At 63.5% G+C, this 23,437-nt stretch carries 26 protein-coding genes; 8 read left to right on the top strand and 18 right to left on the bottom strand.

What is annotated here, in order from left to right; translation table 11 throughout:
• Window positions 1-38: 38 nt before the first annotated feature.
• Entirely contained in the window at window positions 39-752 is a 714-nt protein-coding gene (locus tag C8D92_RS01250) for an SGNH/GDSL hydrolase family protein (protein WP_116918211.1), read from the bottom strand.
• Between the two features lie 369 nt (window positions 753-1,121).
• On the opposite strand from C8D92_RS01250, the gene C8D92_RS01245 reads away from it, so the two are divergent.
• Entirely contained in the window at window positions 1,122-1,979 is an 858-nt protein-coding gene (locus tag C8D92_RS01245) for a metal-dependent hydrolase (protein ID WP_095609668.1), read from the top strand.
• A 170-nt stretch (window positions 1,980-2,149) separates the two neighbouring features.
• Here the strand turns inward: C8D92_RS01245 and C8D92_RS01240 are convergent, their stop codons facing one another.
• Together C8D92_RS01240 and C8D92_RS01235 are read right to left on the bottom strand one after the other, a co-directional pair.
• Window positions 2,150-2,626: a nucleoside deaminase gene (locus C8D92_RS01240; protein WP_116918210.1), complete on the bottom strand. Its 477-nt coding sequence runs from the start codon at window positions 2,624-2,626 to the stop codon at window positions 2,150-2,152.
• Between the two features lie 45 nt (window positions 2,627-2,671).
• A complete protein-coding gene (locus C8D92_RS01235) occupies window positions 2,672-3,382 on the bottom strand; it encodes a lysophospholipid acyltransferase family protein (RefSeq protein ID WP_095609672.1) in 711 nt (236 codons plus the stop codon).
• 121 nt (window positions 3,383-3,503) lie between these two features.
• Between C8D92_RS01235 and C8D92_RS01230 the strand changes: the two genes are divergently transcribed.
• Window positions 3,504-3,959 carry a YchJ family protein gene (locus C8D92_RS01230; protein ID WP_095609673.1) on the top strand — a complete coding sequence of 152 codons (456 nt, stop codon included), beginning with the start codon at window positions 3,504-3,506 and terminating at the stop codon, window positions 3,957-3,959.
• Between the two features lie 18 nt (window positions 3,960-3,977).
• Here the strand turns inward: C8D92_RS01230 and C8D92_RS01225 are convergent, their stop codons facing one another.
• Window positions 3,978-4,280 carry a hypothetical protein gene (locus tag C8D92_RS01225; RefSeq protein WP_095609674.1) on the bottom strand — a complete coding sequence of 101 codons (303 nt, stop codon included), beginning with the start codon at window positions 4,278-4,280 and terminating at the stop codon, window positions 3,978-3,980.
• A gap of 142 nt (window positions 4,281-4,422) precedes the next feature.
• On the opposite strand from C8D92_RS01225, the gene C8D92_RS01220 reads away from it, so the two are divergent.
• A complete protein-coding gene (locus C8D92_RS01220) occupies window positions 4,423-5,022 on the top strand; it encodes an FMN-dependent NADH-azoreductase (RefSeq protein ID WP_095609675.1) in 600 nt (199 codons plus the stop codon).
• A gap of 53 nt (window positions 5,023-5,075) precedes the next feature.
• Here the strand turns inward: C8D92_RS01220 and C8D92_RS01215 are convergent, their stop codons facing one another.
• The gene (locus C8D92_RS01215) at window positions 5,076-5,726 is read right to left on the bottom strand and encodes a class I SAM-dependent methyltransferase (RefSeq protein WP_095609676.1); all 651 of its coding nucleotides are present in this window, start codon (window positions 5,724-5,726) and stop codon (window positions 5,076-5,078) included.
• Entirely contained in the window at window positions 5,723-6,178 is a 456-nt protein-coding gene (locus tag C8D92_RS01210; RefSeq protein ID WP_158222322.1) for a copper chaperone PCu(A)C, read from the bottom strand. Before C8D92_RS01210 ends, C8D92_RS01215 begins: the two co-directional genes overlap by 4 nt.
• A gap of 167 nt (window positions 6,179-6,345) precedes the next feature.
• On the opposite strand from C8D92_RS01210, the gene C8D92_RS01205 reads away from it, so the two are divergent.
• Window positions 6,346-6,786, top strand: coding sequence for a YaiI/YqxD family protein (locus C8D92_RS01205; protein WP_095609678.1), 441 nt, complete (start codon window positions 6,346-6,348; stop codon window positions 6,784-6,786).
• Between the two features lie 235 nt (window positions 6,787-7,021).
• Entirely contained in the window at window positions 7,022-8,815 is a 1,794-nt protein-coding gene (locus C8D92_RS01200; protein ID WP_116918209.1) for an ABC transporter ATP-binding protein, read from the top strand.
• Window positions 8,816-8,817: 2 nt separating this feature from the next.
• Here C8D92_RS01200 and C8D92_RS01195 read toward each other — a convergent pair whose 3' ends face one another.
• Both C8D92_RS01195 and C8D92_RS01190 read right to left on the bottom strand, forming a co-directional pair.
• Window positions 8,818-9,567: a ZIP family metal transporter gene (locus C8D92_RS01195; protein WP_116918208.1), complete on the bottom strand. Its 750-nt coding sequence runs from the start codon at window positions 9,565-9,567 to the stop codon at window positions 8,818-8,820.
• Entirely contained in the window at window positions 9,567-9,782 is a 216-nt protein-coding gene (locus tag C8D92_RS01190; RefSeq protein ID WP_095609681.1) for a dodecin, read from the bottom strand. The genes C8D92_RS01195 and C8D92_RS01190 overlap by 1 nt, the downstream gene beginning before the upstream one ends.
• A 116-nt stretch (window positions 9,783-9,898) precedes the next feature.
• On the opposite strand from C8D92_RS01190, the gene C8D92_RS01185 reads away from it, so the two are divergent.
• Window positions 9,899-11,014 (top strand): PQQ-dependent sugar dehydrogenase, encoded by a 1,116-nt coding sequence (locus C8D92_RS01185; RefSeq protein ID WP_116918207.1) that lies wholly within the window; start codon window positions 9,899-9,901, stop codon window positions 11,012-11,014.
• Here C8D92_RS01185 and C8D92_RS01180 read toward each other — a convergent pair.
• The 5 genes from C8D92_RS01180 to C8D92_RS01160 are packed head-to-tail and all read right to left on the bottom strand — an operon-like array spanning window position 10,996 to window position 16,389.
• The gene (locus C8D92_RS01180) at window positions 10,996-12,084 is read right to left on the bottom strand and encodes a lipocalin-like domain-containing protein (RefSeq protein ID WP_116918206.1); all 1,089 of its coding nucleotides are present in this window, start codon (window positions 12,082-12,084) and stop codon (window positions 10,996-10,998) included. The two genes, C8D92_RS01185 and C8D92_RS01180, sit on opposite strands and share 19 nt — an antisense overlap.
• Complete coding sequence (locus C8D92_RS01175; RefSeq protein ID WP_116918205.1) at window positions 12,081-14,270, bottom strand: ABC transporter permease; 2,190 nt, start codon at window positions 14,268-14,270, stop codon at window positions 12,081-12,083. Before C8D92_RS01175 ends, C8D92_RS01180 begins: the two co-directional genes overlap by 4 nt.
• On the bottom strand, window positions 14,270-14,944 hold the full coding sequence (locus C8D92_RS01170) for an ABC transporter ATP-binding protein (protein WP_116918204.1): 675 nt from the start codon (window positions 14,942-14,944) through the stop codon (window positions 14,270-14,272). Before C8D92_RS01170 ends, C8D92_RS01175 begins: the two co-directional genes overlap by 1 nt.
• On the bottom strand, window positions 14,944-15,357 hold the full coding sequence (locus C8D92_RS01165; RefSeq protein WP_116918203.1) for a GFA family protein: 414 nt from the start codon (window positions 15,355-15,357) through the stop codon (window positions 14,944-14,946). The genes C8D92_RS01170 and C8D92_RS01165 overlap by 1 nt, the downstream gene beginning before the upstream one ends.
• A 39-nt stretch (window positions 15,358-15,396) precedes the next feature.
• Complete coding sequence (locus C8D92_RS01160; RefSeq protein ID WP_116918202.1) at window positions 15,397-16,389, bottom strand: zinc-dependent alcohol dehydrogenase family protein; 993 nt, start codon at window positions 16,387-16,389, stop codon at window positions 15,397-15,399.
• A gap of 265 nt (window positions 16,390-16,654) precedes the next feature.
• On the opposite strand from C8D92_RS01160, the gene dkgB reads away from it, so the two are divergent.
• A complete protein-coding gene (gene dkgB / locus C8D92_RS01155) occupies window positions 16,655-17,464 on the top strand; it encodes a 2,5-didehydrogluconate reductase DkgB (RefSeq protein WP_116918201.1) in 810 nt (269 codons plus the stop codon).
• A 40-nt stretch (window positions 17,465-17,504) separates the two neighbouring features.
• Here the strand turns inward: dkgB and C8D92_RS01150 are convergent, their stop codons facing one another.
• The gene (locus C8D92_RS01150; RefSeq protein ID WP_116918200.1) at window positions 17,505-18,275 is read right to left on the bottom strand and encodes a glutathione S-transferase N-terminal domain-containing protein; all 771 of its coding nucleotides are present in this window, start codon (window positions 18,273-18,275) and stop codon (window positions 17,505-17,507) included.
• Window positions 18,276-18,526: 251 nt separating this feature from the next.
• Here C8D92_RS01150 and dacB point away from each other — a divergent pair, with 251 nt between their 5' ends.
• Entirely contained in the window at window positions 18,527-20,011 is a 1,485-nt protein-coding gene (gene dacB, locus C8D92_RS01145) for a D-alanyl-D-alanine carboxypeptidase/D-alanyl-D-alanine endopeptidase (RefSeq protein ID WP_116918199.1), read from the top strand.
• Window positions 20,012-20,047: 36 nt separating this feature from the next.
• Here the strand turns inward: dacB and C8D92_RS01140 are convergent, their stop codons facing one another.
• The 4 genes from C8D92_RS01140 to C8D92_RS01125 are packed head-to-tail and all read right to left on the bottom strand — an operon-like array spanning window position 20,048 to window position 23,425.
• Window positions 20,048-20,818, bottom strand: coding sequence for an SDR family oxidoreductase (locus tag C8D92_RS01140; protein ID WP_116918198.1), 771 nt, complete (start codon window positions 20,816-20,818; stop codon window positions 20,048-20,050).
• Between the two features lie 38 nt (window positions 20,819-20,856).
• The gene (locus C8D92_RS01135) at window positions 20,857-21,543 is read right to left on the bottom strand and encodes a histidine phosphatase family protein (protein ID WP_116918197.1); all 687 of its coding nucleotides are present in this window, start codon (window positions 21,541-21,543) and stop codon (window positions 20,857-20,859) included.
• Complete coding sequence (locus C8D92_RS01130; RefSeq protein WP_095609693.1) at window positions 21,543-22,607, bottom strand: phosphotransferase family protein; 1,065 nt, start codon at window positions 22,605-22,607, stop codon at window positions 21,543-21,545. Before C8D92_RS01130 ends, C8D92_RS01135 begins: the two co-directional genes overlap by 1 nt.
• The gene (locus C8D92_RS01125) at window positions 22,607-23,425 is read right to left on the bottom strand and encodes an SDR family oxidoreductase (protein WP_095609694.1); all 819 of its coding nucleotides are present in this window, start codon (window positions 23,423-23,425) and stop codon (window positions 22,607-22,609) included. The genes C8D92_RS01130 and C8D92_RS01125 overlap by 1 nt, the downstream gene beginning before the upstream one ends.
• Window positions 23,426-23,437 lie beyond the last annotated feature (12 nt).

The following is a 23,437-nucleotide window of genomic DNA, read 5'->3' as shown; positions in this document are numbered from 1 at the left end:
CCGGTAAATCCACTACGTGTCAGGAACCAAATGACTCATCAAGGCGTCGTTTGAACCCGGTTCAGCAGCCGACGGGCCACCTGTTCTGCCCAGAGCCGGTACGCGACCGGGCTGGGGTGGAACCCGTCTGCGGCGATGTACTCCGGCATCAGGGGAAACGCCGGTGCCAGGAAATGACACGCCTGCCGGTTCTCCGCAACCACTTCCATCACGCGATTGAGCGCCCGCGCGCGCCGTCCCAGCAATCCACGCAACGGTCGCGGCAGTGCCGGAAATGCCTCCATGGGCGGCACGCTCGTGAGGATGATGTCAGGGGCACCGAACCGGAGGCTCAGTGTCTGGCACAGGGAGTCCAGTCGCTCGCGCCACTGGCGAAGGCGGGTACCGCCCGTGACGTCATTCACTCCGATGGAGACGAGGACGGCATCAAAGGGCGCCTCCGGCAGATCCGACACCCGACTCAGAAGGTCGGCAATGGTATGGCCGGTCGTGGCATGCAGGCGCCATTCGACGCGGTACTGCCCGGAAAGCGCACCGACGAGCTGGCCGGACAGCGCGCTCGCCTGACTGGCCGCCCCGACGCCCGCCGCCGCCGAATCGCCCATAATCAGCAACCGGCACGGCGGACCAGCCCCCTCAATGCCCGTCCGGACCCCCTCCGGTTCCGGCAGGCGCGGCGTCACCCGGCGAACATGACGGGCCTGCACCAGCAGAAAGGGTGAGAGCAATGCGACGGTGAACCAATATCCCATAAGCGTTTCCGTAACAGTCTGATGATCGTCTTTACGGCCCCGGATAGCGCAACAGCTTACCAGTGCTCGCATTGCCGCGAACGACCGCTCACGGACTCACTCGCGGGCCTGTCGCGCGTTTCCGACCGTGGTCGTCCCCGATCACAATGCCCGTTGCCATCACTATCCCGTTGAGCATTTCGGTCTCTCTGGTGGCCGTGTTGAGCCTTGGCGGGTCATTGCGGAAAGAACGATCCTTTCCGATTCTCTTTTCAGGCCATTCTGTTCCTGCGACCTCGGGGAGTGCACCCACTTCGGCAACGCTGTGATAGTTTGACAATAATCGAATAATAAAAGCGTCATCCACCGAGCTCGCTCAGGAGGCACCCGATGACCAGCGCCACCGCAAAAGCCAACACCGAGGCCCATCCGTCCAGTCAGGCGCCGCTGCCAGAAGTCCGGCATCCGGAGTTTGATTTTCCGGCCGATCTGCCCAAGTACTGGTGGGACAACGATCCGGTCAAGACGCTCCTGCTGGCCGCCCTGTCCTCCAGCTTCCCGCCCGGCGAGAAGTTCTTCATCGATTCGGTGCGCCACTTCCAGGATCGGATCACTGACCCGGAGCTGAAAAAAGCGGTGCGGGCGTTCATCGGTCAGGAGGCGCACCACTCGAAGGAACACAAGGAATTCAATGAGTTTCTGGACCAGCGCGGCATCGGCCTGGCCCGGCTGGAGAGAGAAATTCAGGGCTTCATGGACTGGATGCGGTCGAACCTGTCACCGGAGCGTCAGTTGGCGCACACCGTCGCCGTTGAGCACTTTACAGCCATGATGGCCGAAGACTTTCTGTTGAAGTATGACGAAGCCCTCGAAGAGATGGACCCCCGGATCGCGCCGGTCTGGGCGTGGCACGCCATTGAGGAATCCGAGCACAAGGCCGTGGCCTTTGACGTCTACAAGGCCATCGGCGGCAGCGAATGGACCCGCATCAGCGAGATGATGTTCGTCAGCGTCATCTTCCCGGTCTTCACCAGTCTCCATGTGATCCAGCTGATGAAGGCCGACGGCCAGCTTGGCAACCTCAAGTCGTGGGCACGGGCCGTCGACTACATGTGGGGGCGCCCGGGCGTCTTCCGTCGGATGATTCCGTCCTACCTGCGGTTTTACAGCCCCCGTTTTCACCCCTGGAACCACAACCCCCGGGACATGATTGAAAAGGCAAAGCGTCGATGGCTACCGGGCTATTGATCGGCTGACGGGGCCGCTGCCAGAAGCGGGAGCGGCCCCGGTGCCGCCCATCCCCATCTACATGATCTGGCCGGAAGTTCTGGACCGGGATCCGGCGCATCAATGGTTTCGGAGCCGCCTTCTGGACACCGCCTCCAGGGCTCAGTCAGCCAGTCAATGAACTCGCGGGATTAACCATGCAGACGCCGATGCAGCGACCTGACCTCCTCGGCCAGCTCGGACACCGGTCCCTCCACGGGCACATTCGGCGCAATATCGGTAATCGGCAGCGGATTGACCGGCGGCGGTGGCACGTCCATCTCAGCCAACCACCGCCCAAGCTGTTCGGAGGAACTGGCGTAGACGATACGACCCAGACCCACCCAGGCGTGAGCGGCGGCGCACATGGGGCAGTGTTCCCCCGAGGTGTAGACGGTGGCACGGCGACGCTCTTCCGGCGAGAGATTCCGGGCGGCCCAGCGCGCAATGGCGAACTCCGGGTGCTGGGTATGATCGCCACCCGCCACGTGGTTGTGATCCTCGAACAGCACCTCGCCGCTGGATGCCACGAGCACGGACCCAAACGGTTCGTCGCCGGATTCCAGTGCCTGACGTGCCAGCGCCACACAGCGCCGCAGGTGGATGTGGTCCGTCTCGCTAATGGGCATGGCGTCGACTCCGTCCAGTCGATTCAGGACGGAGTATAGACGTGGTCAGGCGGGGGATGGCAACCGATGGGTCAGGTCATCAATGGTCTGCTTCATCCGGGCATGGCAGGCGTCCAGCAGCGACGGCACATCGTCGGCGGTCATACCGGCCGTGTCCACGGGCGGCAGAACCCGCACGCGCACCGGCGGCTCGCCACGACCATGCCCGGTCGCGCCCTGATACTCGCTCACACACACCATGGTGATCGGCACGCCAGCCGCGACCGCCGCATGAAAGGCGCCCTTGCGGAAGGCGCGCAGTCCCTTGCCATGACTGCGGGTGCCTTCCGGGAAAATCCAGACGGATTTGCCATCCCGGCGCATCGCCTCGGCCGTGGCATTGATGACGGCGACCGCTTTGCTGCCCTTGCGACGGTTGACCAATACATTGCCGCCGAGCCAGAACATCTGGCCGAAGAACGGCAGCCAGCGCAGGCTGGACTTACCCACGGTCACGGTCCGGGGCGGCAGCAGGTTGCCCATCACGAACAGGTCTTCATTGTGTTGGTGATTGGCGATCACGATGCGCGGGGTGTCATCGGCCAGGTACTCCCTGCCTTCGACGTCCACCTGCATGTTCAGCAGTCGCTGACCACCGGACGCAAGCATACGGGCGTTGATCCGGTTGTTGTCCGGATTGAATGGACGGACCAGGCACAGACAGAACCCGATCAGGGAACCAATGGCGGAGTAGACCCAGGCCAGGAAAGACCGCATATCAAAGACTCATTAACGATTCATTTTAACTTAGCGTACACGCGTTCGCTCAAATAGGGAATGGCCGATCCGGTGAGCGTTTGTAAGCGAAAACCGACATGCGACTGTTAAACTGGCGTCTATGAGCACCACAACACCAGACCAGTGCCCCTGTGGCAGCGGGGCACCCTACGCCGAATGCTGCCAGCCCTATCACCTGGGCAACCTCGCTCCGACACCGGAAACATTGATGCGATCCCGGTACAGCGCGTTCGTGGTCCGGGATAAGGACTACCTGCTCAATACCTGGCATGACAGCACCTGCCCCCCAACACTGTCGCTGGACGACAGTCCGGACTGGGCGGCCCTGCAGATTCTCGACAGTGGTGAAGATGGCGACCGGGGGCAGGTTCACTTCCGGGCCATTTACCGGACCGGCAAGGGCTTTGGGTATCTTGAGGAACGGTCCGATTTTATCCGGGAGAACGGCTGCTGGTTCTATGTGAGCGGCGAGACCAGTGAAGGCTCCCTCAAGCCGGGGCGCAATGACGCATGCCCGTGCGGAAGTGGCCGCAAATACAAAGCCTGTTGCGCCTGAAGGCGGAGATTGCGCGGCTCAGGGGCCGCCTCCTCCTCCGGCACCACCATTGAGTCGCTGACACTGTGCACCACAGAAACGACAGGTCATGGTGGTCATGGCAAAGCCCCGCTCGCCGCTTTCCAACGCAAAATCCGCCTTGCAGGTCGGGCAGCGCCCCGACCAGATAATGACGCTGTACATCACGAAGGCGATAAACAGCGGCCACATCCAGAACCACCAGACCACCTTCTGGTCTGATCCGTAGATCAGCATCATTCCGATCAGGTAAACGGTGGCAATCGCGAGGCGCAGATAGTTCTTTTTAATTCGTGGCGTCATACCCAAACACTGTAGGTGATCGTGCGCCTGTGCCGAACCCGATCACTGGATTCGATCAAGACCGCCGATTTTTTTTGATTTTCTGATGGATCGTTTCGGTATTGAATAGCACCAGATTCAAGGGACGAGAAGGAGACGATCCATGACGACGATTCTGCAGCTCAACAACAGCGTATTCGGTGACAATGGCCAGTCCTCACAACTGGCCGACCGCTATGTGTCAAAGCGCCGTGAAGCGGATGCCGGCATCAATCTGGTGCGTCGCGATCTAGCGGCCGAACCAGTGACGCACCTCACCGGCACACGGTTCAAGGCGGCACTCACCGATCCCGGCGAGCGTTCATCAGAACAGGCAGACGCCGCTGCGATTGCCGATACGCTGATCGCCGAAATTCAGGAAGCGGACGAAGTGGTCATTGCCGCGCCCACGTACAACTTCAACGTGGCCTCCACACTGAAGGCCTGGTTCGACCACGTCGCCCGTGCCGGCACGACCTTCAAGTACACGGAGAAGGGCCCGGTTGGCCTGCTCGCCAACAAGAAGGCCACCGTCTTCATCACCAGTGGCGGCCAGTACGCCGACACGCCGGCGGACTTCCAGGCCCCGTACGTTGAGCACTTCCTGAAGTTCCTGGGTATCGAGGACGTGCGGATCGTCCGCGCGGAAGGTTTGGCGATGGGCGATGACGCGGCAAACGCGGCCATTGAGTCCGCGCACCAGGCCATCGACGACCTGGCCTGAGCCGCCCCTGACCTCACACCCCCCGCTTGCCGGAGAGTCCCTCTCCGGCTTTTTTATGCGTGCTTTTGAAACAGGGCAACGTCCTTGCGGGGCACCGTCAGCGACCAGCCGTGCCGGGCCGCTACGGTGGCCAGCGTGTGTTCGCGATAGAACACGACGTGCGTCGGGTCACGGCGATAGTGCCAGTTGGCGAACCGCTCGTCGTCGGTCTGGAAGCAAGTCATGACAGCGAGCCAGCCACCGGGTTCGAGACAGGCATCAAGCTGCTGGAATGTCGCCCCGGGATCGTGAAGGTGCTCAATCACTTCCGTGGCCGTGATCACCGGCCAGCGGCGATCAAGTAACGCCGGGTCGGGGGCATAGATCGGATCGTAGCCCGCCACCCGCATGCCCGCCTCGGAGAGCATGGCAGCCAGCGCCGGCCCCGGACCGCACCCGAAATCGAGCACATCGGAGCCCGGCGGGATCTGTTCGAGCAGCGGATCCACCAGCTTGGACAGAAAGCGGCGATAGCCCGGATCGCGGACGTCATTCTCGTGCAGGTCGTAAACGGCCTGCTCGTCCGACAGTGTGGGCCAGTGGGCCGGGTCCATGATCGTCGCCTCACAGTGGCCGCAGCGCCAGTAGTCGATCCCGCGCACCGTCTGGAACGGACGGACCGGGCCATCGCAGACCGTACAGCGGGTTAGCCTCCGATGGCTCATTCCGGGTGCGCGCCACCCGCCCCTTCGACGTGAAGCTCGACCTGACGGGACGGCGCCCCGTCAAACACCAGTGTCACCGGCACCCGCTCGCCCTCTTCCAGCGGCTGATCCAGCCCCATCAGCATCAGGTGATAGCTTTTGGGCTTGAACTCGACCGTCTGGCCGGGCGCGACAGTCAGACCATTGCTCACCGGTGCCATGGTCATCATGCCCTCCTCCATGCGTGTTTCGTGGATACCCACGCTGTTGGCACGGGGACTGGCGGCACCGGTGACGGTGATCGGCTCCTGTCCCTCGTTGGTCAGGGTGAGGTAGCCCACGCCCTTGTCCACGCCCGGCGGTGTGGCGCGGGACCAGGGGTGTCCGATCGTGATATCACCGCTTTGGTACTCATGTGCCAAGGCAGAGGTGGCTAACATCAGGAGGCTCAGGACCAGGCCGGCTTGTCGCATGGGCAATTCCTCATTGGAGCAACATCGGTACATCCACAGTGTTGCCCGATTGCCGTTGGCAATCAACGGTAGGCTACGATTCACGTTCCTGGATAGAGGGAGTCAGGGCTGCCGAATGGTCCGTTTCCGGGTATCCTGAACCGGCTTATTGATGACGGAGCCTGACTATGCCGATCTGGGTTGATGCCGACGCCTGCCCCGGCCCCATCCGCGATATTCTCTGCCGTGCCGCCACCCGGCGCGGTGTCGAGACCACCTTTGTCGCCAACCAGCCGATCCCGGTGCCGCCGTCCCGCTGGATCACGACCCGTCAGGTGCCCCAGGGCTTCGACAAGGCCGACGACGACATCGTTGACCGCATGAACCATGGCGATCTGGTGGTCACACAGGACATTCCACTGGCATCCGAAGCCATCGAAAAAGGCGCGTTTGTGCTGAACCCCAGAGGCGAAGCCTTTACCCGGGAAAACATCCGCCAGCGACTGGCCATGCGCGACATGATGGAAGAACTGCGGGGCGCAGGTCAGGTTACGGGCGGGCCACCCCCTTTCTCGCAGACAGACCGAAAGGCCTTTGCGGATCAACTGGACCGATGGCTCCAGCGATAGTGTCCCGTCTGGTTAATTCGTTGATCGACTGCGTACCGCTGACGCCTCTGGCCAAGGCGCCAGCCCGCCGGTGTGGTGGTTCCACATCAAAGGTTGGCAACGCAGGTCCAGAGGCGTCAGCGGTGCGCCCTCCGGGAACGCCTGATCCCTTTCGCCTGAGGCGTTCATTCGCTAACCTTGCGCCTTTTGCAGGGTGGTGGTTTCCACCGCCCTGACCGCCACGCCGGAGAACCCCATGTCCACATCCGCCAGCCCGGCCACCGGCAGTTTTGCCGCACTGGGTCGTCTGCTTCGTTATGCCCGTGGTTATCGCCGCCAGATCATCGCGGCCACGGCCTGTTCGATCATTAACAAGCTGTTCGACATCGCGCCGGAGATCCTGATCGGCATCGCCATCGATGTGGTGGTCAATCAGGAGGAGAGCTTCGTCGCCTCGCTCGGTTTCGACTCCGCACAGGAACAGATCCTGATTCTCGGCGGCCTGACGTTCTTCATCTGGGCTGGCGAGTCGATCTTCGAGTACCTGTTCCAGATCCTCTGGCGTAATCTGGCCCAGCGGCTGCAGGCCGATCTGCGTCAGGACGCCTATGAGCACGTACAGAGATTGGATATGGCGTTCTTCGAATCCCGTTCCTCCGGGCAGCTCGTCGCCACGATGAACGACGACATCAACCAGCTTGAGCGTTTCCTGGATGGCGGTGCCAACGCCATGATCCAGGTCGCCGTCTCCGTGGTGGCGGTCGGTGCAGTCTTCTTCGTTCTGTCGCCGTTGATTGCAGTGCTGGCCTTCACGCCCATTCCGCTGATCATCTGGGGCGCCTTCTACTTCCAGAAGAAAGCCGGTCCCCTGTATGCGGACGTCCGGGAAAAAGTCGGGGATCTCTCCAGCCGGCTGGCGAATAATCTCGGCGGTATTGCCACGATCAAGAGCTTCACGGCCGAAAACCGCGAGGCGGAACGGCTGCGGGCCAGCAGCGAGGCGTACGTGACAGCGAACCGCCGCGCCATCCGCGTCAGCTCGGCGTTCATCCCCATCATTCGCATGGCGATCCTGGCCGGCTTTCTGGCCACCTTCACCATCGGCGGTCTTCAGGCCATTCAGGGCGATCTGAACGTGGGGGCCTACGGCGTGCTGGTTTTCCTGACACAGCGGCTACTGTGGCCGCTGACGGGCATGGCCGAAGTGATTGATCTGTTCGAGCGGGCCATGGCCAGTACCCGTCGCATTCTGGACCTGCTCGCCGTGCCGATCCGGGTCCGGGACGAAGCCACCACCGCTCTGCCCGAACCGGTCAAAGGCGCAGTGGCGTTCGATAACGTGGCGTTCCACTACGCCAGCAGCGGCGATGGGGTCGATGGCGTCAGCCTGTCCGTCCCGGCCGGCAACACGCTGGCCCTGGTGGGCGCCACCGGCTCCGGCAAGTCCACGCTCGTCAAGCTCCTGCTGCGCTTCTACGACCCGGAACAGGGCGAGATCCGCATCGACGGTCATCCGATCCAGTCGGTCACGTTGCGGTCACTGCGTCAGGCCATCGGTCTGGTCAGTCAGGATGTGTATCTGTTTGAAGGGTCGATCCGTGAGAACATCGCCTACGGTCGGCCGGACGCCGATAGCTCGGCCATTGAGCAGGCCGCGCGCACGGCCGAAGCCTGGGACTTCATCTCGGCGTTGCCGGACGGACTGGACACCGCCGTCGGCGAACGCGGCGTGCGCCTGTCCGGCGGTCAGCGTCAACGCCTGTCCCTGGCCCGGGCCCTGCTCAAGGACCCGCCCATTCTGGTTCTGGATGAGGCCACCAGCGCCGTGGACAACGAGACCGAGGCGGCGATCCAGCGCTCATTGGAGCATATCGGTCATGAACGCACGGTGATCATGATCGCGCACCGGCTCTCAACGATCGTCAACGCCGACGACATTGTGGTGGTTGAAAAAGGACGGATCACCGAGCGGGGACGCCATCAGGACCTGATCCGGCAGAGCGGGGCCTATGCCGCCCAGTGGCGGGTTCAGACCGGGGATGATCTCTGACATCACCCCACGGCCAGGTGCCCCAGTACGCCCAGCAGGAAGCCGGCCACCGCGCCAAGCGACGGTGCCCAGTGCCTTTCGAGGCGCGCCTGCGGGGCGATGTCCTGAAACACCAGATACAGGATGCCACCGCTGGCAAACATCATAATGAAGCCCAGCGTCGCCGCCTGATCCACCAGCCAGAAATGGCCCGCCAGCCCCGCCAGCGGACCAAGAGGCACCAGTAACAGAAACCACAGAAGCACCGGGCGGTCCGCCATATCCTGGGCGGTCCGGCCCCGGTGTTCACGCGCCGGCTCATCGCTGGCAGTCAACTCCCGGAACGCATTGAACCCCTCCGGCAGGTTCTGCAGCGCAATCAGCAGCGCGAGCACATAGGCGCCGTTGCCATTGGCCGCAAACAGCGCGCCGAGAGCCAGCGCCTCGGGAATGAAATCCGCGAGCATCGCAACCAGTTGGGAGACGGAGCCTTTCAGCCGGGAAAGAACCGCATCCAGCATGCCGAACGCGATGCCACCGCCGAGCATGCCGACGACGATCCACCCGACCGACAGCGATTCCATCCCCTTCGGCACCAATACCAATGACACCGCGGCCAACAGCGCACCACCACCGAAGGCAATCACGCTGTGCCGGAACTCGGTATCCAGCCATCGCTGGAACAGCGGCTGCAAGCGCCCCAGAAAAGCACCGGCCGGGATCGCGGCCCCGGCCAGCGTTGCCATCAGGACAACGGGCCAGACACTGTCCATCAACTGTTCTCGATCCGGAATCCGATTTTGAGCACTACCTGATAGTGGCCCACCTGCCCGTTCTCGATGTGCCCCCGCGTCTCCTGGACCTCAAACCATTCCATGTTGTGAATGCTCTTGCCGCACTCGGAAACAGCGTTATTGATCGCGTCTTCAATGCTGGTGCGGGACGACCCCACCACTTCCACTTTCTTATAGACGTGATGATCGGACATGCGGTTCTCCTTCTCATACCGGGCGTTCAATGTCTGGCAGGAACGAATCCATCGGTTCACCATCAGAGTATGGCACAGTGAGTTCAACCCGTTTTCTGCCGGAAAAGGATGTCCTCATGCGAGCCCTGATACTGATTTTCCTGCTTTTCCCGCTGATCTCCCTGGCGGACACGTATTCATCCAGACACCACGACTACCGTGTCGAAACGATCGCCTCAGGGCTGGACCACCCCTGGGCCATGACCTTCCTGCCAAACGGTGACACCCTGATTACCGAGCGGGCCGGCCAGCTCCGTATCCTGCGTGACGGCAGACTTCTGGACGATCCGGTCAGCGGCGTCCCGGAGGTGGCCGTTGCCGGTCAGGGCGGCCTGCTGGACATCGAGCTGCACCCGGACTTCCAGAACAACCGCCAGATCGTGCTGAGCTATGCCCACGAGACCTGGGACGGCATGACGACCCGCGTGACCAAGGCACGCTACGAGAGCGGCGCACTGACCGACGTCACACCGATTTTCACGGCACTACCCCGCTCCAACACCAGCCGCCATTTCGCCGGACGAATGGCGTTCGACGCACAGGAGAACCTGTACATCGCGGTGGGTGACCGGGGTGAGATGGAACGGGCCCAGGACCTCGGTGATGACGCCGGCGGCGTGCATCGCATCACCATGGCAGGCGAGCCCGCACCGAACAACCCGCCTCTGGATGACTCGGACGTCAACGATACCTTCTACACGGTGGGCAACCGCAACATCCAGGGCATGACCCGTCACCCGGAAACGGGCGTCATCTGGACGCACGAGCATGGCCCGCGTGGCGGGGATGAGGTCAATATCATCCGGGCCGGCACCAACTACGGCTGGCCCGTCATCACCCACGGCATCGGCTACAGCGGCCTGCCCATTTCCGACAAGACCCACAAGGAGGGCATGGCGCAGCCGCTGCATTTCTGGGACCCGTCCATCGCGCCATCCGGGATGACGTTTTACGACGGCGACCGCTTCCCCAACTGGCAAGGCGACCTGTTCGTGGGCGCGCTCAAGTTCCAGAAGGTCGTGCGGCTGCGGATCAGAGACGGTGCTGTGATTGAGGAAGAAGACCTGCTCAGCGACCTGAATCACCGCATTCGGGCGGTGCGCCAGGGCCCGGATGAGGCACTCTGGGTACTGACCGACTCCAGCAACGGCCGGGTGCTTCGGATCACGCCGGCTCAGTCGGACGAACCGTAGCCGGTCAGTTCGAGATAGCCACGGCCCCGATGACTACCGGAGACCGTGACCGGGCTCTCCCAGTACGGGTAGAGCCCGGTGTTCCAGTAGGAACCCGCCGGTGCCGTGACGGTCAGGTCGACATCTTCGGACGGCACCCGGACGCGCCATGTCACCGGCACCTCACCGCGGGCACTGTCCCGGCTTTCCAGTACCTCGAGCGCGATGGCATCACCCTTCAGGGCCCGGCGCTCGTCGTCCGGCCCGATCCAGGTCCCGGACCGGAACGCCCCACCCTCTTCCCGAAGCCGGAAGGCCATGAGTCGGGCGCCGTTATCAAGCTGGAGCCCCATCCAGTCCCAACCGCGCTGATCGGAACGCAGAAACTGACTGCTCCATTCGCGGTCAAACCAGCCCGTGCCATGGACCGCGTGGGACTCGCCGTCGATGCGGACCTGCCCCGAAATGGCCAGATCCACATAGCTGAAGTACATGGAGCCGGTGCCATCGGTGGACTTGGCACTGAAGCCCCGATCTCCGTGCCGAACCGGCGCCCGTTGCGGTGTCAGGGTCAAGCGGGCGGACCAGTCGGCGTTGTCGATCGTGAGCCGCCAGCCGGCAGCGTCATCCCGTGCCATCAGTGACCAGTCGTCCAGCCAGACCGCCAATGGCGCGGCCCGGGCATCGGCCTGGCCGATACCACCACGGGCGAAACGCTCCCGGAAGCGATGCTGCCCATTGAAAGACACCGCCGCGTGGGCCATCCAGACCGAATCCAGAGGCCATGTGTCCGGCGCCGCGCGCATCGCTCCCGACCGGAGCGGGCTCAGCCCCCGGCGGAACTGGGTCCACTGCAGGCCGAGCGGCGTGCCGTCCGCTACCTCCAGATTCGCGGTCAGATACCACCATTCGATCCGGTACGCGGGGTGAGCACCAAGATCCGCCGGGAGCCTGATCCCGTCTCCCGGTGACGGCTGCCGGAAAGACGACCGGTCGGACGCGTCCAGCGCCGCAAAACCACCCTCCGACCCGGATGAACCGCAGGCCGTCACGACGGCCAGCGCCACGACCACAATCAACCAGCGACTCATGACAGGCCTCCCACGTCTTCCAGGGTCGTCTGGCGTCCCATCCAGGTCCCGATGCCCCACCCGATCACCAGGCAGATCAGCCCCAACTCCAGCCAGAACAGCGGATACACCGCCATGGGCAGCGACCAGCCGAACGCAAGCGGATTGATGCGACTGACCAGCACCCAGGTCAGCGCAATGCCAGGCAGGAGCGACGCTGCTGCGACCAGCCCGGTCAGGGTCAGCCCCAGCCGACGGACCTGTCGGCGCAGCGCCTGGCGACTCAGCCCCCACACCCGCAACAGCGACAGATACCGTGCGCGAGTGCGAAAGACCACGGTCCCCATCAGCAACAGGGAGAGAGCCGACAGAGCCAGGGTCAGGACGCTGATTGCCCGGGTCAGGAAAAATGTCTGGTCAAAAACACCGGTCGCCAGCTGGTGGATGGTGTTGTTGTCGGTGAAGCGCGCCTCGCCCGCCCGGGGAAACGAGTCGCTGAGTTCCGCGATGGGCACTGTCTCCGTCAGCCGCACCGCATAGCGGACGAATGACGGCCGCCAGTCCTGCGGCGCCGCCGATGAGGGCAGCAGAACCTCGCCCGCCGGCCGCCCGTAGTCCGCGTAGACCGCGACCAGTGGGCCACTCCGAAACGCCTCCCCCCAGCGCACGGTCACCGTGTCACCCAGCGCCAGGTTCTGACGACGGGCCAGTTGCTCATTGACCATGACACCGCCCTGACCCAGCGCGGCCCAGGGGTGCCGTTCAGACCGAAGGAATTGCCAGCTCTGGAGCAGCGGCGATGCTGGGTCCAGAACCAGACGATCAACAGCCGGGCCCACGCCTTCCAGACGGGCCTGATCCCGACGGACCCTGTGCCAGTGGGCAACCAGCGAGCTACCGTCCAGCCATGCCGCCATGTCGGCATGCGGCATGCCGGACGGGCGTTCGATGTAGACGTCGCCCTGGAGGCGTTGATCCAGCCAGGCCTGGAAGGTGCTTTCAAACGTGGCGACCAATGCCTGCACCGCGATGACCGTGGCCAGCGCGAACTGCAACGCCACCACCGGCAAGGCCAGGTCCCTCAGGAGCGCAGACAGCTCCCGACGACGCCAGTGGGCCAGCCAGCCCGGGGCCGTCGCTCGCCGGCGGTGGCACCATGCGGCCAGAATCGGCGGGGTCAGCAATCCGACGCCCACAAACCCGAGGGCAATGGCCAGAAACAGTTCCCAGAGCGCGTCCGCGGCCAGCACGCCCGTGCCGCCCGCGATCATGACCAGGGAACCAATGGCGACGGGGTGGCGACGTATGGCGGATCGGCGCGCCGGTAACCAGTGATCGGCCACACACCACAGCACCACAAGCAGAATCACGCCGAGCGAGAGGAGCGAGCCGCTGAGCGAGCGCCCGGACGTCAGAGACGCATCAAACAGACTCGCCATCGCCTGGCCAAAGCCGTCCGACGCCACCGAGGCCAGCCCGTGACCAATCACCAACCCCGGCAATGCCGCCAACAGACTGATCACGACCATCTCGCTTGCCATCAGCATGGCGAGACGGCGCCGTGTCAGGCCCTGACGATGCAGTAGTTCCAGACTTGCCCGGCGCTGACTGAGGCTGAGGCTGTAGACACTGCGGATCAGCAGCGCCGCAATCAGCAGGGTCAGTGCACTCAGGGCATTGAGGTTGAGCAGGAAACTGTCACCCAGTTCGCCGGTTGCCGGTGCGCCCGCGAACGGCTGGACGCGGTACCCGTCAGGGACATCGGCCCGCTCCGGCGCCAGCAGGTGCAGACGATGATCGCCCGGCAGCCGCGCGGCTCCGGACAGATCGAGGAACGGATCGCCGTCGAGCGTGCCGCTGCCTTCGGACGCCGGATGGCCGTCCAGGCAATTCAACGTGAGCGGATCGACGCCGATGCGCCGGGCGCCGCCATCGCCCGGTTCCACGATCAGCCAGGGCGTCACGCAGGTGCCGGCCCGACGGAGCCGGGCAAAATCCCGGACGGTCACGGTGGCCCCATCCTGCCGGGCAATCTCGAACCGGGCCGCCAGGGCAGCCTCGCTGCGTTCGAGGCTGTCCCGGGCCTGGTCGGTCAGCGTCCAGACACTGGCCCAGAGGGCCGTCGCCAGCATGATGATCAGAGCCAGCGAGACCAACTGGAGTGGATGACGTCGGTAATGGCTGAACAGGGCGCCCGCCGGCCCCATCACACGTCTCCCTCGCTGGTCAGCGGCACGATCCGCTCACAGCGCTCGGCCAGCGCCTGATCATGGGTGGCGAGTAGCATGGGGCAGCCGGTGTCGCGCTGGAAGCGGAACAGCTCATCGGCTACCGCGCTGGCGGTGTGACGATCCAGACTGCCGGTGGGCTCGTCCGCCAGCAACAGTTCCGGCCGCATCGCAAACGCCACGGCAATGGCCGCCCGCTGACGCTGACCCCCCGACACCTGATCCGGGTATCGATCCGCCAGACCCTGAAGTCCGAGCGCCCGGAGCCAGCCGGCCACGTCCGGCGCGGGCCGGTCTGCCAGCGAGGCCCGAAAGCGAATATTCTCGGACACCGTCAGCGTCGGCAGCAGGTTGGTGTCCTGAAACACGGTGGCCACACGCTGTCGACGCTGGGTTGCCCAGAGCTCGTCGTCCGCCGTCGCGGGCATCGCCTCGCCGAACAAACGGATACGACCGCCGTCGGGAACCGCCAGACCGCACAGCAGGTGGATCAGCGTGCTCTTGCCTGAGCCGGACCGTCCGGTCAGCGCGACCGCCTCGCCATCCGAGAGCGACAGATCAAAATCATTCAGAATCGTGACCCGGTCATCACCGGAGCGATAGGCCTTGCACAGTCCCCGGACGCTGAGTCGTTCGCTCACATCGTTACCCATCAGTGGGGATCGTTGGTGCGCTCCAGCTTCTCATACTGGGGGAGATCGTCGGTAATCCCGTCCCAGTCCGCCATGGAGCCCGTGAACACATGGTACGCCGGGGGCTGGCCAAACGGATGATCGAGGGCGCCGACACGCAGGCGCAGAATGCCGGGTATGGCATCGGTCCGGCTGTACAGGGGGCTGCCGCACTCAGAGCAGAATGCCCGGTATTTGCCGGGGCTGGACGCGAATTCCCTGACGAGGGATTCACCCCGCTGGTAGGAAAAGTAAGCCGACTGGACCGGACAGGTCGCCATGAAGGCGCTGCCGCTGGCCCGCCGGCACTGACTGCAATGGCACAGGGCCACGGGGCCCGGTCGTGCCGATACCTCAAAGGCGACGCCGCCGCACAGGCATTGGCCGGTCATCATGCATCGTCTCCCAATGGTTCCCGGCGGCGGCCCGTATCGCTACTCGTCGTGGCTCGGGACGACCAGCACCTTGCCGTCTCGCTCGCCCGCTGCCGCGGCGGCCACCGCCTCCTTGATTTGGGAGACATCATACTCCGCTGCGATCCGCGCCTGAAGCTGGCCGGTGGCAATCAGCTTGGTGAGCTGCCCGAACACAGTCTTCTGGGCGTCCGGGCTGGCGCGTTCAAACCACTTGGCCAGCCAGAAGCCTTTCACGGTCACGTCGCGAAAAACGATGTTGGCCGGCGAGACCTGACACGGCTCTCCGCTCATCATGCCGTAATTGACGAGGGTGCCGCCCTCGGCCAGGCAACTGGCGATACGGTCCGTGGCCGCGCCACCCACTGCATCAATCGCCAGCCGGACGGGCTCACCGCCGGTGGCCTCGCGGACGCGCTTGTGCAGGTCATCACCATCCACCAGGACCACATCCGCACCCTGGGCCTTGACGCCTTCGACAGCGGATTCCCGGCGCACAACATTGATGGTCCGGTATCCCTTCAGGCGGGCAAGCTGCACCAGATACCCGCCCACACCGGAATTGGCAGCGTTCTGGATCACCCAGTCGCCTTCTTTCAGATCGACGAACTCGCTGAGCAGCAACGAGGCGGTCGGCGGGTTGATGGTCATCATCGCCAGCTGCTTCGGGTCCGCCTGGTCCGGCAGAGGAATCAGCTTGCGGACATCCGCCACGACGTGAGACGACCAGGTGCCGATGCCCACGGGAATCAGCACCAGTTGCCCTTCCTCAGGCCCCTCGGTCTCCGGACCGCGGCGCACGACACGGCCGACCCCTTCATTCCCGCCAATGGCCGGCAGCGACGGCAGCATGCCGTAGTCGCCGGTGAGCGTCAGCACATCACTGGGGTTGATCGGCGCCGCTTCGACTGCCACCAGTGCTTGCCCGGTTGTCGGCTCCGGCGTCGGCGACTCGACGCACTCGATCACCTCCTGGGGAACCGGACCGCGTTTTTCGTATCGTGCCTGTCGCATCTTGAGTCTCCCTGTCCCGTTCAGCGCGCTCTCTACTGAACGCTGTCTATTTGGCCAATAGCATAGAATGGATTGGCCAACGCCCAACAGTGTCGAAAATGACAATCAAACGGCGAATTCCGCCCCGCGCCCGAAAACCGGATCGGTTCATTTACAGAACGGCGCGTGGAATTCCATCGTACAATGAAGGGGTCGCCAGCGACCTCTGACGACCATCCCCGCCCTGGCCCGAGCATCCGGCCGGGACGATTGTTCAGGAGGCACTATGTCACTCGAAACCATGCCCGATATTGGAATGGGGACCTTCCGGCTGACCGGCGACCTCTGCCGGGAAGCCGTGCGCAGCGCCCTCTCTCTGGGTTACCGCCACATCGACACCGCCCAGTTCTACGCCAACGAAGCCGAAGTGGGTGACGGCATCACCGCCAGCGGTATCCCGCGCCGGGACGTCTGGGTCACCACCAAGGTCTGGCACGACCGCCTGCGGGCCAGCGATCTGATCGGCAGCCTGCAGGACAGTCTCGAGCGACTGAAGACCGATCACCTCGATCTGACGCTGATTCACTGGCCATCACCCGGCGACGAGGTGCCGATGGCGGAGTATCTGGGTGCGCTCCGGGACGCGCAGAAGGAGGGGCTGACCCGGTTTGTCGGCGTATCCAACTTCACCAATGCGCAGTTGGACAACGCCCGGGTCATTCTGGGCGACACGCCACTGCTCACCAATCAGGTGGAAGTGCATCCTTTCCTGAGCAACAAGGCGGTGATCCGCCATTGCCAGCAACAGGGCATCCGGGTCACGGGCTACATGCCGCTGGCGGTCGGGCGTGTCATGGACGACGAGACGCTGATCGACATCGGCCGGCGGCACAATGCCTCACCGGCCCAGATCGCCATCGCCTGGGTCGCCCAGCAGGGCGTGGTGCCGATTCCATCGTCCACCCGGCCCGAGCACCAGAAATCGAACCTGGATGCGCTCCGGATTGAGCTCTCCGTGGACGAGATCGACGCCATCGACAAGCTCAACCGGAACGAGCGGATCGCCAGTCCGGATTTCGCGCCGGCCTGGGACTGAGTCGTGTCCGGGCAGGCCGGCGAGTTAACCAGACGAGACACTAGACCGCGTACTGTCGGTCCAGGTAGTCCAGGATATCCGCCGACTCGAACATCGCCTCGCCGGTGTTCGGGTCTTCAAGATACGGCACCATGACATCCCCGTGTTCCTGAAAGAAGGCATCCCGCTTGCCGCCCGCTTTGGGCTGGTAAGGCCCGGATTTAAGGCGGCGCTTGGCCGGACCGATCTCTGACCAGTGCTCTTTTCCGAGGTTGTGGACCCGGTACGGAATTTCCAGCTCGCAGAGGCGCTCCCGAACCAGCCGGGAGTAAGGGCTGCCCTCGAAGCTCCACAGATGCAGAGGTTGCGCCGGTGCGTTTGAGGGCTTCGAGGACAGCCCCCGGAGTGCGCTCGCCGCTGAGGCCATGTTGCCCAGCACCGGCGTGTTGTAAAGGGGCTTATAGTAACCCGGTACGGAGCGCCCACCATAGGTGCTGAAAAGGTAGTCAACGATGGCCGCGGACTCGTACAGCACCGCGCCAGTGTTCTCGTCCACCAGCAGCGGGAACAGTTGCTTGCCGCCCCGGGCCTCGGCCTCCGGACGAAAACGCCGGCCCCCTTTCGGGCAGGGCCGGATATCGGCGTCCAGGTGCAGCGCGGTGAGCACTTCCCGGACACGTCGGCAGTAGGGGCAGGCCTCCATGTCATAGAGGACCAGCGGCTTTTCCGGCTGCCGGGCCCGTTTGACGACCATGCAGCCGCGCCACGCGGTCAGGGTCGACGTTGTCACGGAGCCAAGCACCGTCAGGTTGTGTGTGAGATTGTCCGCCATGTGTCGTCTCTTTCCTCTACTGGTACTGGCATTAACACGCCGCTATTGAAACACAGGCCGGACCGGGCCACGTTGGCTGAGATGCCGCCCCGTCAGACCGTCAACGCACTGTCACAAAGTGCTGGCAGACTGCCAGGTTAAGGACGATCATTCACGTTGTGTATACAAATCTGTCATAGGCACGGCGCATCAAGCTGGGCTATCTTAACAACAGTACATGGAACGTGAGATGTCTCCCGGAGAGCCCGTCAATGCACGCGAGTGTTTTCAAACAAGCACTGATCACCCTGTTGTGCCTGATGTTGGTGCCCGCCCCCGCTTTGGCTGGCAACCCGACGAGCGACACCCCCTGGAAAGCGAGGATCCTCGACGCCACCCTGAATGCCGTCGAGACAAAGGAAGCGGTGAGCATTGCCGCCGTTCCGATGAATGGTCCCGGCCTGTCGCAGTTCATCAACGCGGACCAATCCATGTCCCCGGGCTCCATCATGAAGCTGATCACGACCTTCGCCGCGCTGGAGACGCTGGGCCCCGCCCATCACTGGGAGACACGCTTTCTTACCGATGGGCGCATGGTCGGCAATGCCCTTCACGGCAACCTCTACGTCACGCTCTCCGGCGATCCCCGCCTCGGTCAGGAACGGCTCTGGTCCGTCATGCGGGAGCTGCACGGGATGGGCATCCGCACGATCAACGGGGATCTGGTGCTCGACGGTCAGGTGTTCCAGCTGCCCGACGGACTGCCCGCATTTGATGACAAAGGCGACAACCCATACGCGCCGTTTCTGGTCCAGCCATCGCCCTATCTGACCAATTTCAACCTCTTCCACTTCCAGGTGCGGGCCGACGAGCGTGGGACGCATGCCTGGTCCAGCCCATCGGTGGATGCGGTTCGGATCAACAACCAGGTGACCGCCACCGGGGACGGCCCCTGCCCTGCCCGCCACCACTTCGACTGGACCACGGATTTCAACGCCGACAACACCGTCACGGTGACCGTTGAGGGCGAACTGCCGAAGGGCTGCCGGACCACGAGCTACCAGTCCCTGCTCGCCCCGGAACATTACACCGCTGCGCTCATCCGCTCGATATGGAAGGATCTGGGGGGCCGTTTCACGGGCATCAGCCGGACCGGAAAAACGCCCGAAGACGCGCGTCTGGTCATGACGACCCGCTCGAAAGACCTGGTTTCGATGGTTCGCGACATCAACAAGTGGAGCAACAACGTCATGGCACGCCAGTTGTTGCTGGTGATCGGGGCCGCGCACCGGCAACCGGAAGACGACGATGACCGGGAGGCCGGCATTCGGGTGGTGCATGAGTGGTTAGCATCCAGAGACATCGACACACGGGGAGTCGTGATCGACAACGGTGCGGGCCTATCAAGGGAAAGCCGCATCTCAGCACGACAGGGCGCTCGCATTCTGGAGGCCGCCTGGCATAGTCCGTTTGGTGCCGACCTGATTGCGTCCATGCCGCTGATCGCGACGGACGGGACCATGGCTCAGCGTTTGCGGGACACGGCCCTGAAAGGCAAGGGGCGGATCAAGACCGGCTATCTGCGTAACGTGCGCTCGATTGCCGGGTTCACCCGCGACGAAAACAATACCACCTGGGCGGTGATCGGCATGGTAAACCACGCCCCGGCCTGGAACGGTCAGGCGCTTCTGGACAAGGTACTCTACTCGCTCTACCACAAGCCGCCCAGTGCCACAACGCTCTCACGGGCGGAATGAGACGCCGTCTGGCCTCCCGGCCAGACGGCACAGCCATCAGACCGTGAGATACCCGCCGTCAGCGTTCAGGCACGCACCGGTCGTGTAGCTGGAGGCGCCGGACACCAGATACAGAACAGCACCGGCCATCTCATCCGGCTCGGCCACACGCTTCATGGGAATGTGCGCCATTGCCTGCTTCTTGATCGACTCGTTGGTGGTCAGGGCGCTGGCGAACTTGGTGTCCGTCAGCCCCGGCAGCAGCGCGTTGACGCGAATATTCTGCTGGCCAAGCTCCATGGCAAAGGACTTGGTCATGCCGATCACCGCGGATTTGGTGATCGAATAGATCCCCTGGAAGTGGCCGGGATTGACGCCGTTCACCGAGGCCACATTCACGATCGACCCACCACCATGCTGCTTCATCAACTGGGCACCGCGGGCACACATGAAGAAGTAGCCACGGATGTTCACGTCCACCGTTTTCTGGAAAGCGCTCAGATCGGTGTCTTCCACAGGTCCGAAGTAGGGGTTGGCGGCGGCATTGTTCACCAGAATACCCAGCTTGCCATGGGTCTTCTGGATGTGATCCCAGAGGCTCTCAATCTGCTCCATATCGCCGATGTGGCAGGCGACGGCCTCGGCACTGCCGCCGTCTTCCCGGATACTGCTGGCAACCGCCTCACAGCCGTCGATCTTACGGCTGCTGACGATGACATGGGCGCCGTAGGCGGCGAGGGTACGGGCAACACTCTCGCCAATACCCCGGCTGGCGCCGGTCACCAGGGCAACCTGGCCGGTAAGGTCAAAAAAATCGGTGCGACTCATGGTGATCTCTCCTGTGTCTGTCGATGGTGGGAACAGCGTCAGCGGTATGTGATCAGCTCGGGCGACGCCTGTTCGAGATGGGCATAGTTGTTGAAGACGGCCAGGCTCCGGCGATTTCCGGAGAACAGCAGTTGCGTCACGCTGGTGTTGGCGATGACGTCGTTCAGGGACAGCGCCCGGTGATCGTCCAGACCCAGCAATGACTGCATGACCACGCTGATCGGCCCCCCGGAGGTCACGACCCAGAGGTCCCCGTCCGTGTCCGCCATCGCGGCGCTCAGGGCCGTCAGCACGCGTTCCCGGAAGCGATTCCACGTCTCCGGGTAATCGTCGTCGTACTCACCGGAAATCCAGCGCTGGACGGCGTCCGAGAAAACCTTCTGGAACGCCCGGGCCGGTTTGGGGTGTTGGGCCAGCTCCGATGCCATCACCCCCTGCTCCGCCCACTCAGGGCGCAAGGCTTCAATGACCGCCCGATGATCGAACTCATTGAAGCCCTCCAGGGTGGTCGCCGCCGGCAACGGGTGCCCGAAACCGGCCGACATTGCCTCCAACGTCTGCCGGTGGCGCTTCATCGCGCCCCGATAGAGCGCGGTCGGCACGTGCTTGTCCTGCAGCCACTCACCAAGAACGCGGGACTGGGTGTACCCGCGCTCGGAGAGCTGATCGTAGTCGGCCTTGCCGAAACTGGCCTGGCCATGGCGGATCAGGTGCAACCGCGCCATTACAGATCGCTCTCCCCGATCAGTCGCAGGCAGCGCTTCTGCAGGTAGTTGGCGGCTTGGCCGAACATGGCGAAGCGTTTGTCCGTGGTCTGGCCATGGTAGAAGCGGTAGTAGATCTGCTGGATGATCGCCGCCAGGCGGAACAGGCCGTAGATCTCGTAGAAGTCGAACCGGTCGGCATGGTAGCCGGAACGCTCCATGTAGTACTCGACCACCTCATCCCGGGTCAGCATCCCCGGCTGGTGCGTCGGCTGGCGCCGGAGGATCTGGAACGGTTGCTCATCGTCGGCCTGAATCCAGTAGGCCAGGCTGTTGCCCAGATCCATCAGCGGATCGCCAATCGTGGCCATCTCCCAGTCCAGCACACCGGTGACCTCAAACGGGTTGTCCGGGTTCAGGACCACGTTGTCGAACCGGAAGTCGTTGTGGATCAGGCATTGGGTGATGTCCTCGGGCATCTTGTCGTTCAGCCACGCCATCACCGGCTCAAAATCGCCCACATCGTCGGTGCGCGCCTTTCGGAAGCGGTTGCTCCAGCCACCGATCTGGCGCTGGACATAGCCCGGCCCCTTGCCCAGGTGACCCAGCCCCGCGGCCTGGACATCCACCCGGTGCAGGTCCACCAGCTTATCGATGACATTGAGGCACAGCTTGCGGGTGTCGCCTTCACTGAGATGAAAGCCCTCGGGGAAATCCTGACGCAGGATGATGCCGCGCATGCGCTCCATCACGTAGAAATCGCAGCCGAGCACATCGTGATCGTCACAGATGGCAATGATTTCCGGCACGTACGGGAACACCGGTTTCAGTGCCTTCATGACCCGCGCTTCGCGAAGCATGTCGTGGGCGGACTTGGCGATGTGCCCGAACGGCGGGCGGCGCAGCACAAAAGAGCGCTCGCCGTAGTCAATCTGATAGGTCAGGTTCGACGCGCCCCCCGGGTACTGCCGGATGCTGGGCTCGCCCTCTAACCCCGGAATGGCCTCTTTCATGAACTGGTCGACGCGCGCGACGTCCAGCTCCTCACCATCGCGAATCGCGACCGCCTCGTCGATCTGTGTCATCAGGCGCCTCCTGTCCCGAATTTCTTCATCCAGCGCTTGGTTTCCTGGTGCATCAGCCAGTCAAAGGCCTTGGGTGCATGCCGCTTGAGCACCCACATCCGACGCTCCTTGGCGTGGGGCAGCACCCAGAATTCGCCTTTCTCTTCGGCACGGACGACCGCATTGGCAACGTCCTCCGCGGTGATGTCGGACTTTTTCATCAGCTTGTTGACGTTCTGTTGAATGCCCGGGATGCCCGACCGCATCGAATCGGTCAGATTGGTCTGGAAAAACGCCGGACAGACGCAGGTGACGCTGACCCCAAAGTCCCGAAGCTCCTGGCTCAGGGTTTCCGACAGGGCAATCACACCCGCCTTGGAGACATTGTAGCTGCCCATCAGCGGCGCCAGCATCAAGCCAGCCATGGAAGCCACATTGACGAAGGCGCCCTGCCCCTGCTCCTTGAACAGCGGCGTGAACACCTTGCAGCCGCGCACCACGCCCATGACGTTGATGTCGAGAATCCAGTCCCAGTCGGCAATGGTCGTGTCCTCGATACTGCCCGCGGAGGCCACACCGGCGTTGTTGATGACCACATCCACACCGCCCCAGGCCGACACCATGTCGTCCTTTGCCGCCTCCAGATCCCCGATACGGCGTACGTCACAGGCCACAAAACGGCCCTCGCCGCCGGCGTCGGTCAGTTCCCGCGCCACTTCCTCACCCTGATCGGCGCTGATGTCACCGATACACACCTTCGCGCCACTGCGGGCATAGCACAGGGCGACGGCCCGTCCGAGACCACTGGCACCGCCGGTTATGAATACTCGCTTGCTCATAGTTGTATCTGC

The organism is Tamilnaduibacter salinus (genome assembly GCF_003096655.1).
Taxonomy (GTDB): Bacteria; Pseudomonadota; Gammaproteobacteria; order Pseudomonadales; family Oleiphilaceae; genus Tamilnaduibacter; species Tamilnaduibacter salinus.
The sequence above is the reverse complement of the archived record's forward strand: the minus strand, read 5'-3'. Positions and strand labels throughout refer to the sequence as shown.

What these genes read in the sequence shown, in the direction of transcription:
- C8D92_RS01160 (WP_116918202.1), bottom strand. Translation starts at nt 16,389, where the DNA reads ATGCGACAGGCACGATACGAAAAACGCGGTCCGGTTCCCCAGGAGGTG.
- C8D92_RS01180 (WP_116918206.1), bottom strand. Translation starts at nt 12,084, where the DNA reads ATGAGTCGCTGGTTGATTGTGGTCGTGGCGCTGGCCGTCGTGACGGCC.
- dacB (WP_116918199.1), top strand. Translation starts at nt 18,527, where the DNA reads ATGCACGCGAGTGTTTTCAAACAAGCACTGATCACCCTGTTGTGCCTG.
- C8D92_RS01205 (WP_095609678.1), top strand. Translation starts at nt 6,346, where the DNA reads ATGCCGATCTGGGTTGATGCCGACGCCTGCCCCGGCCCCATCCGCGAT.
- C8D92_RS01150 (WP_116918200.1), bottom strand. Translation starts at nt 18,275, where the DNA reads ATGGCGGACAATCTCACACACAACCTGACGGTGCTTGGCTCCGTGACA.
- C8D92_RS01250 (WP_116918211.1), bottom strand. Translation starts at nt 752, where the DNA reads ATGGGATATTGGTTCACCGTCGCATTGCTCTCACCCTTTCTGCTGGTG.
- dkgB (WP_116918201.1), top strand. Translation starts at nt 16,655, where the DNA reads ATGTCACTCGAAACCATGCCCGATATTGGAATGGGGACCTTCCGGCTG.
- C8D92_RS01185 (WP_116918207.1), top strand. Translation starts at nt 9,899, where the DNA reads ATGCGAGCCCTGATACTGATTTTCCTGCTTTTCCCGCTGATCTCCCTG.
- C8D92_RS01165 (WP_116918203.1), bottom strand. Translation starts at nt 15,357, where the DNA reads ATGATGACCGGCCAATGCCTGTGCGGCGGCGTCGCCTTTGAGGTATCG.
- C8D92_RS01230 (WP_095609673.1), top strand. Translation starts at nt 3,504, where the DNA reads ATGAGCACCACAACACCAGACCAGTGCCCCTGTGGCAGCGGGGCACCC.
- C8D92_RS01220 (WP_095609675.1), top strand. Translation starts at nt 4,423, where the DNA reads ATGACGACGATTCTGCAGCTCAACAACAGCGTATTCGGTGACAATGGC.
- C8D92_RS01125 (WP_095609694.1), bottom strand. Translation starts at nt 23,425, where the DNA reads ATGAGCAAGCGAGTATTCATAACCGGCGGTGCCAGTGGTCTCGGACGG.
- C8D92_RS01245 (WP_095609668.1), top strand. Translation starts at nt 1,122, where the DNA reads ATGACCAGCGCCACCGCAAAAGCCAACACCGAGGCCCATCCGTCCAGT.
- C8D92_RS01140 (WP_116918198.1), bottom strand. Translation starts at nt 20,818, where the DNA reads ATGAGTCGCACCGATTTTTTTGACCTTACCGGCCAGGTTGCCCTGGTG.
- C8D92_RS01190 (WP_095609681.1), bottom strand. Translation starts at nt 9,782, where the DNA reads ATGTCCGATCATCACGTCTATAAGAAAGTGGAAGTGGTGGGGTCGTCC.
- C8D92_RS01215 (WP_095609676.1), bottom strand. Translation starts at nt 5,726, where the DNA reads ATGAGCCATCGGAGGCTAACCCGCTGTACGGTCTGCGATGGCCCGGTC.
- C8D92_RS01235 (WP_095609672.1), bottom strand. Translation starts at nt 3,382, where the DNA reads ATGCGGTCTTTCCTGGCCTGGGTCTACTCCGCCATTGGTTCCCTGATC.
- C8D92_RS01225 (WP_095609674.1), bottom strand. Translation starts at nt 4,280, where the DNA reads ATGACGCCACGAATTAAAAAGAACTATCTGCGCCTCGCGATTGCCACC.
- C8D92_RS01195 (WP_116918208.1), bottom strand. Translation starts at nt 9,567, where the DNA reads ATGGACAGTGTCTGGCCCGTTGTCCTGATGGCAACGCTGGCCGGGGCC.
- C8D92_RS01210 (WP_158222322.1), bottom strand. Translation starts at nt 6,178, where the DNA reads ATGCGACAAGCCGGCCTGGTCCTGAGCCTCCTGATGTTAGCCACCTCT.
- C8D92_RS01175 (WP_116918205.1), bottom strand. Translation starts at nt 14,270, where the DNA reads ATGGGGCCGGCGGGCGCCCTGTTCAGCCATTACCGACGTCATCCACTC.
- C8D92_RS01135 (WP_116918197.1), bottom strand. Translation starts at nt 21,543, where the DNA reads ATGGCGCGGTTGCACCTGATCCGCCATGGCCAGGCCAGTTTCGGCAAG.
- C8D92_RS01130 (WP_095609693.1), bottom strand. Translation starts at nt 22,607, where the DNA reads ATGACACAGATCGACGAGGCGGTCGCGATTCGCGATGGTGAGGAGCTG.
- C8D92_RS01170 (WP_116918204.1), bottom strand. Translation starts at nt 14,944, where the DNA reads ATGGGTAACGATGTGAGCGAACGACTCAGCGTCCGGGGACTGTGCAAG.
- C8D92_RS01240 (WP_116918210.1), bottom strand. Translation starts at nt 2,626, where the DNA reads ATGCCCATTAGCGAGACGGACCACATCCACCTGCGGCGCTGTGTGGCG.
- C8D92_RS01200 (WP_116918209.1), top strand. Translation starts at nt 7,022, where the DNA reads ATGTCCACATCCGCCAGCCCGGCCACCGGCAGTTTTGCCGCACTGGGT.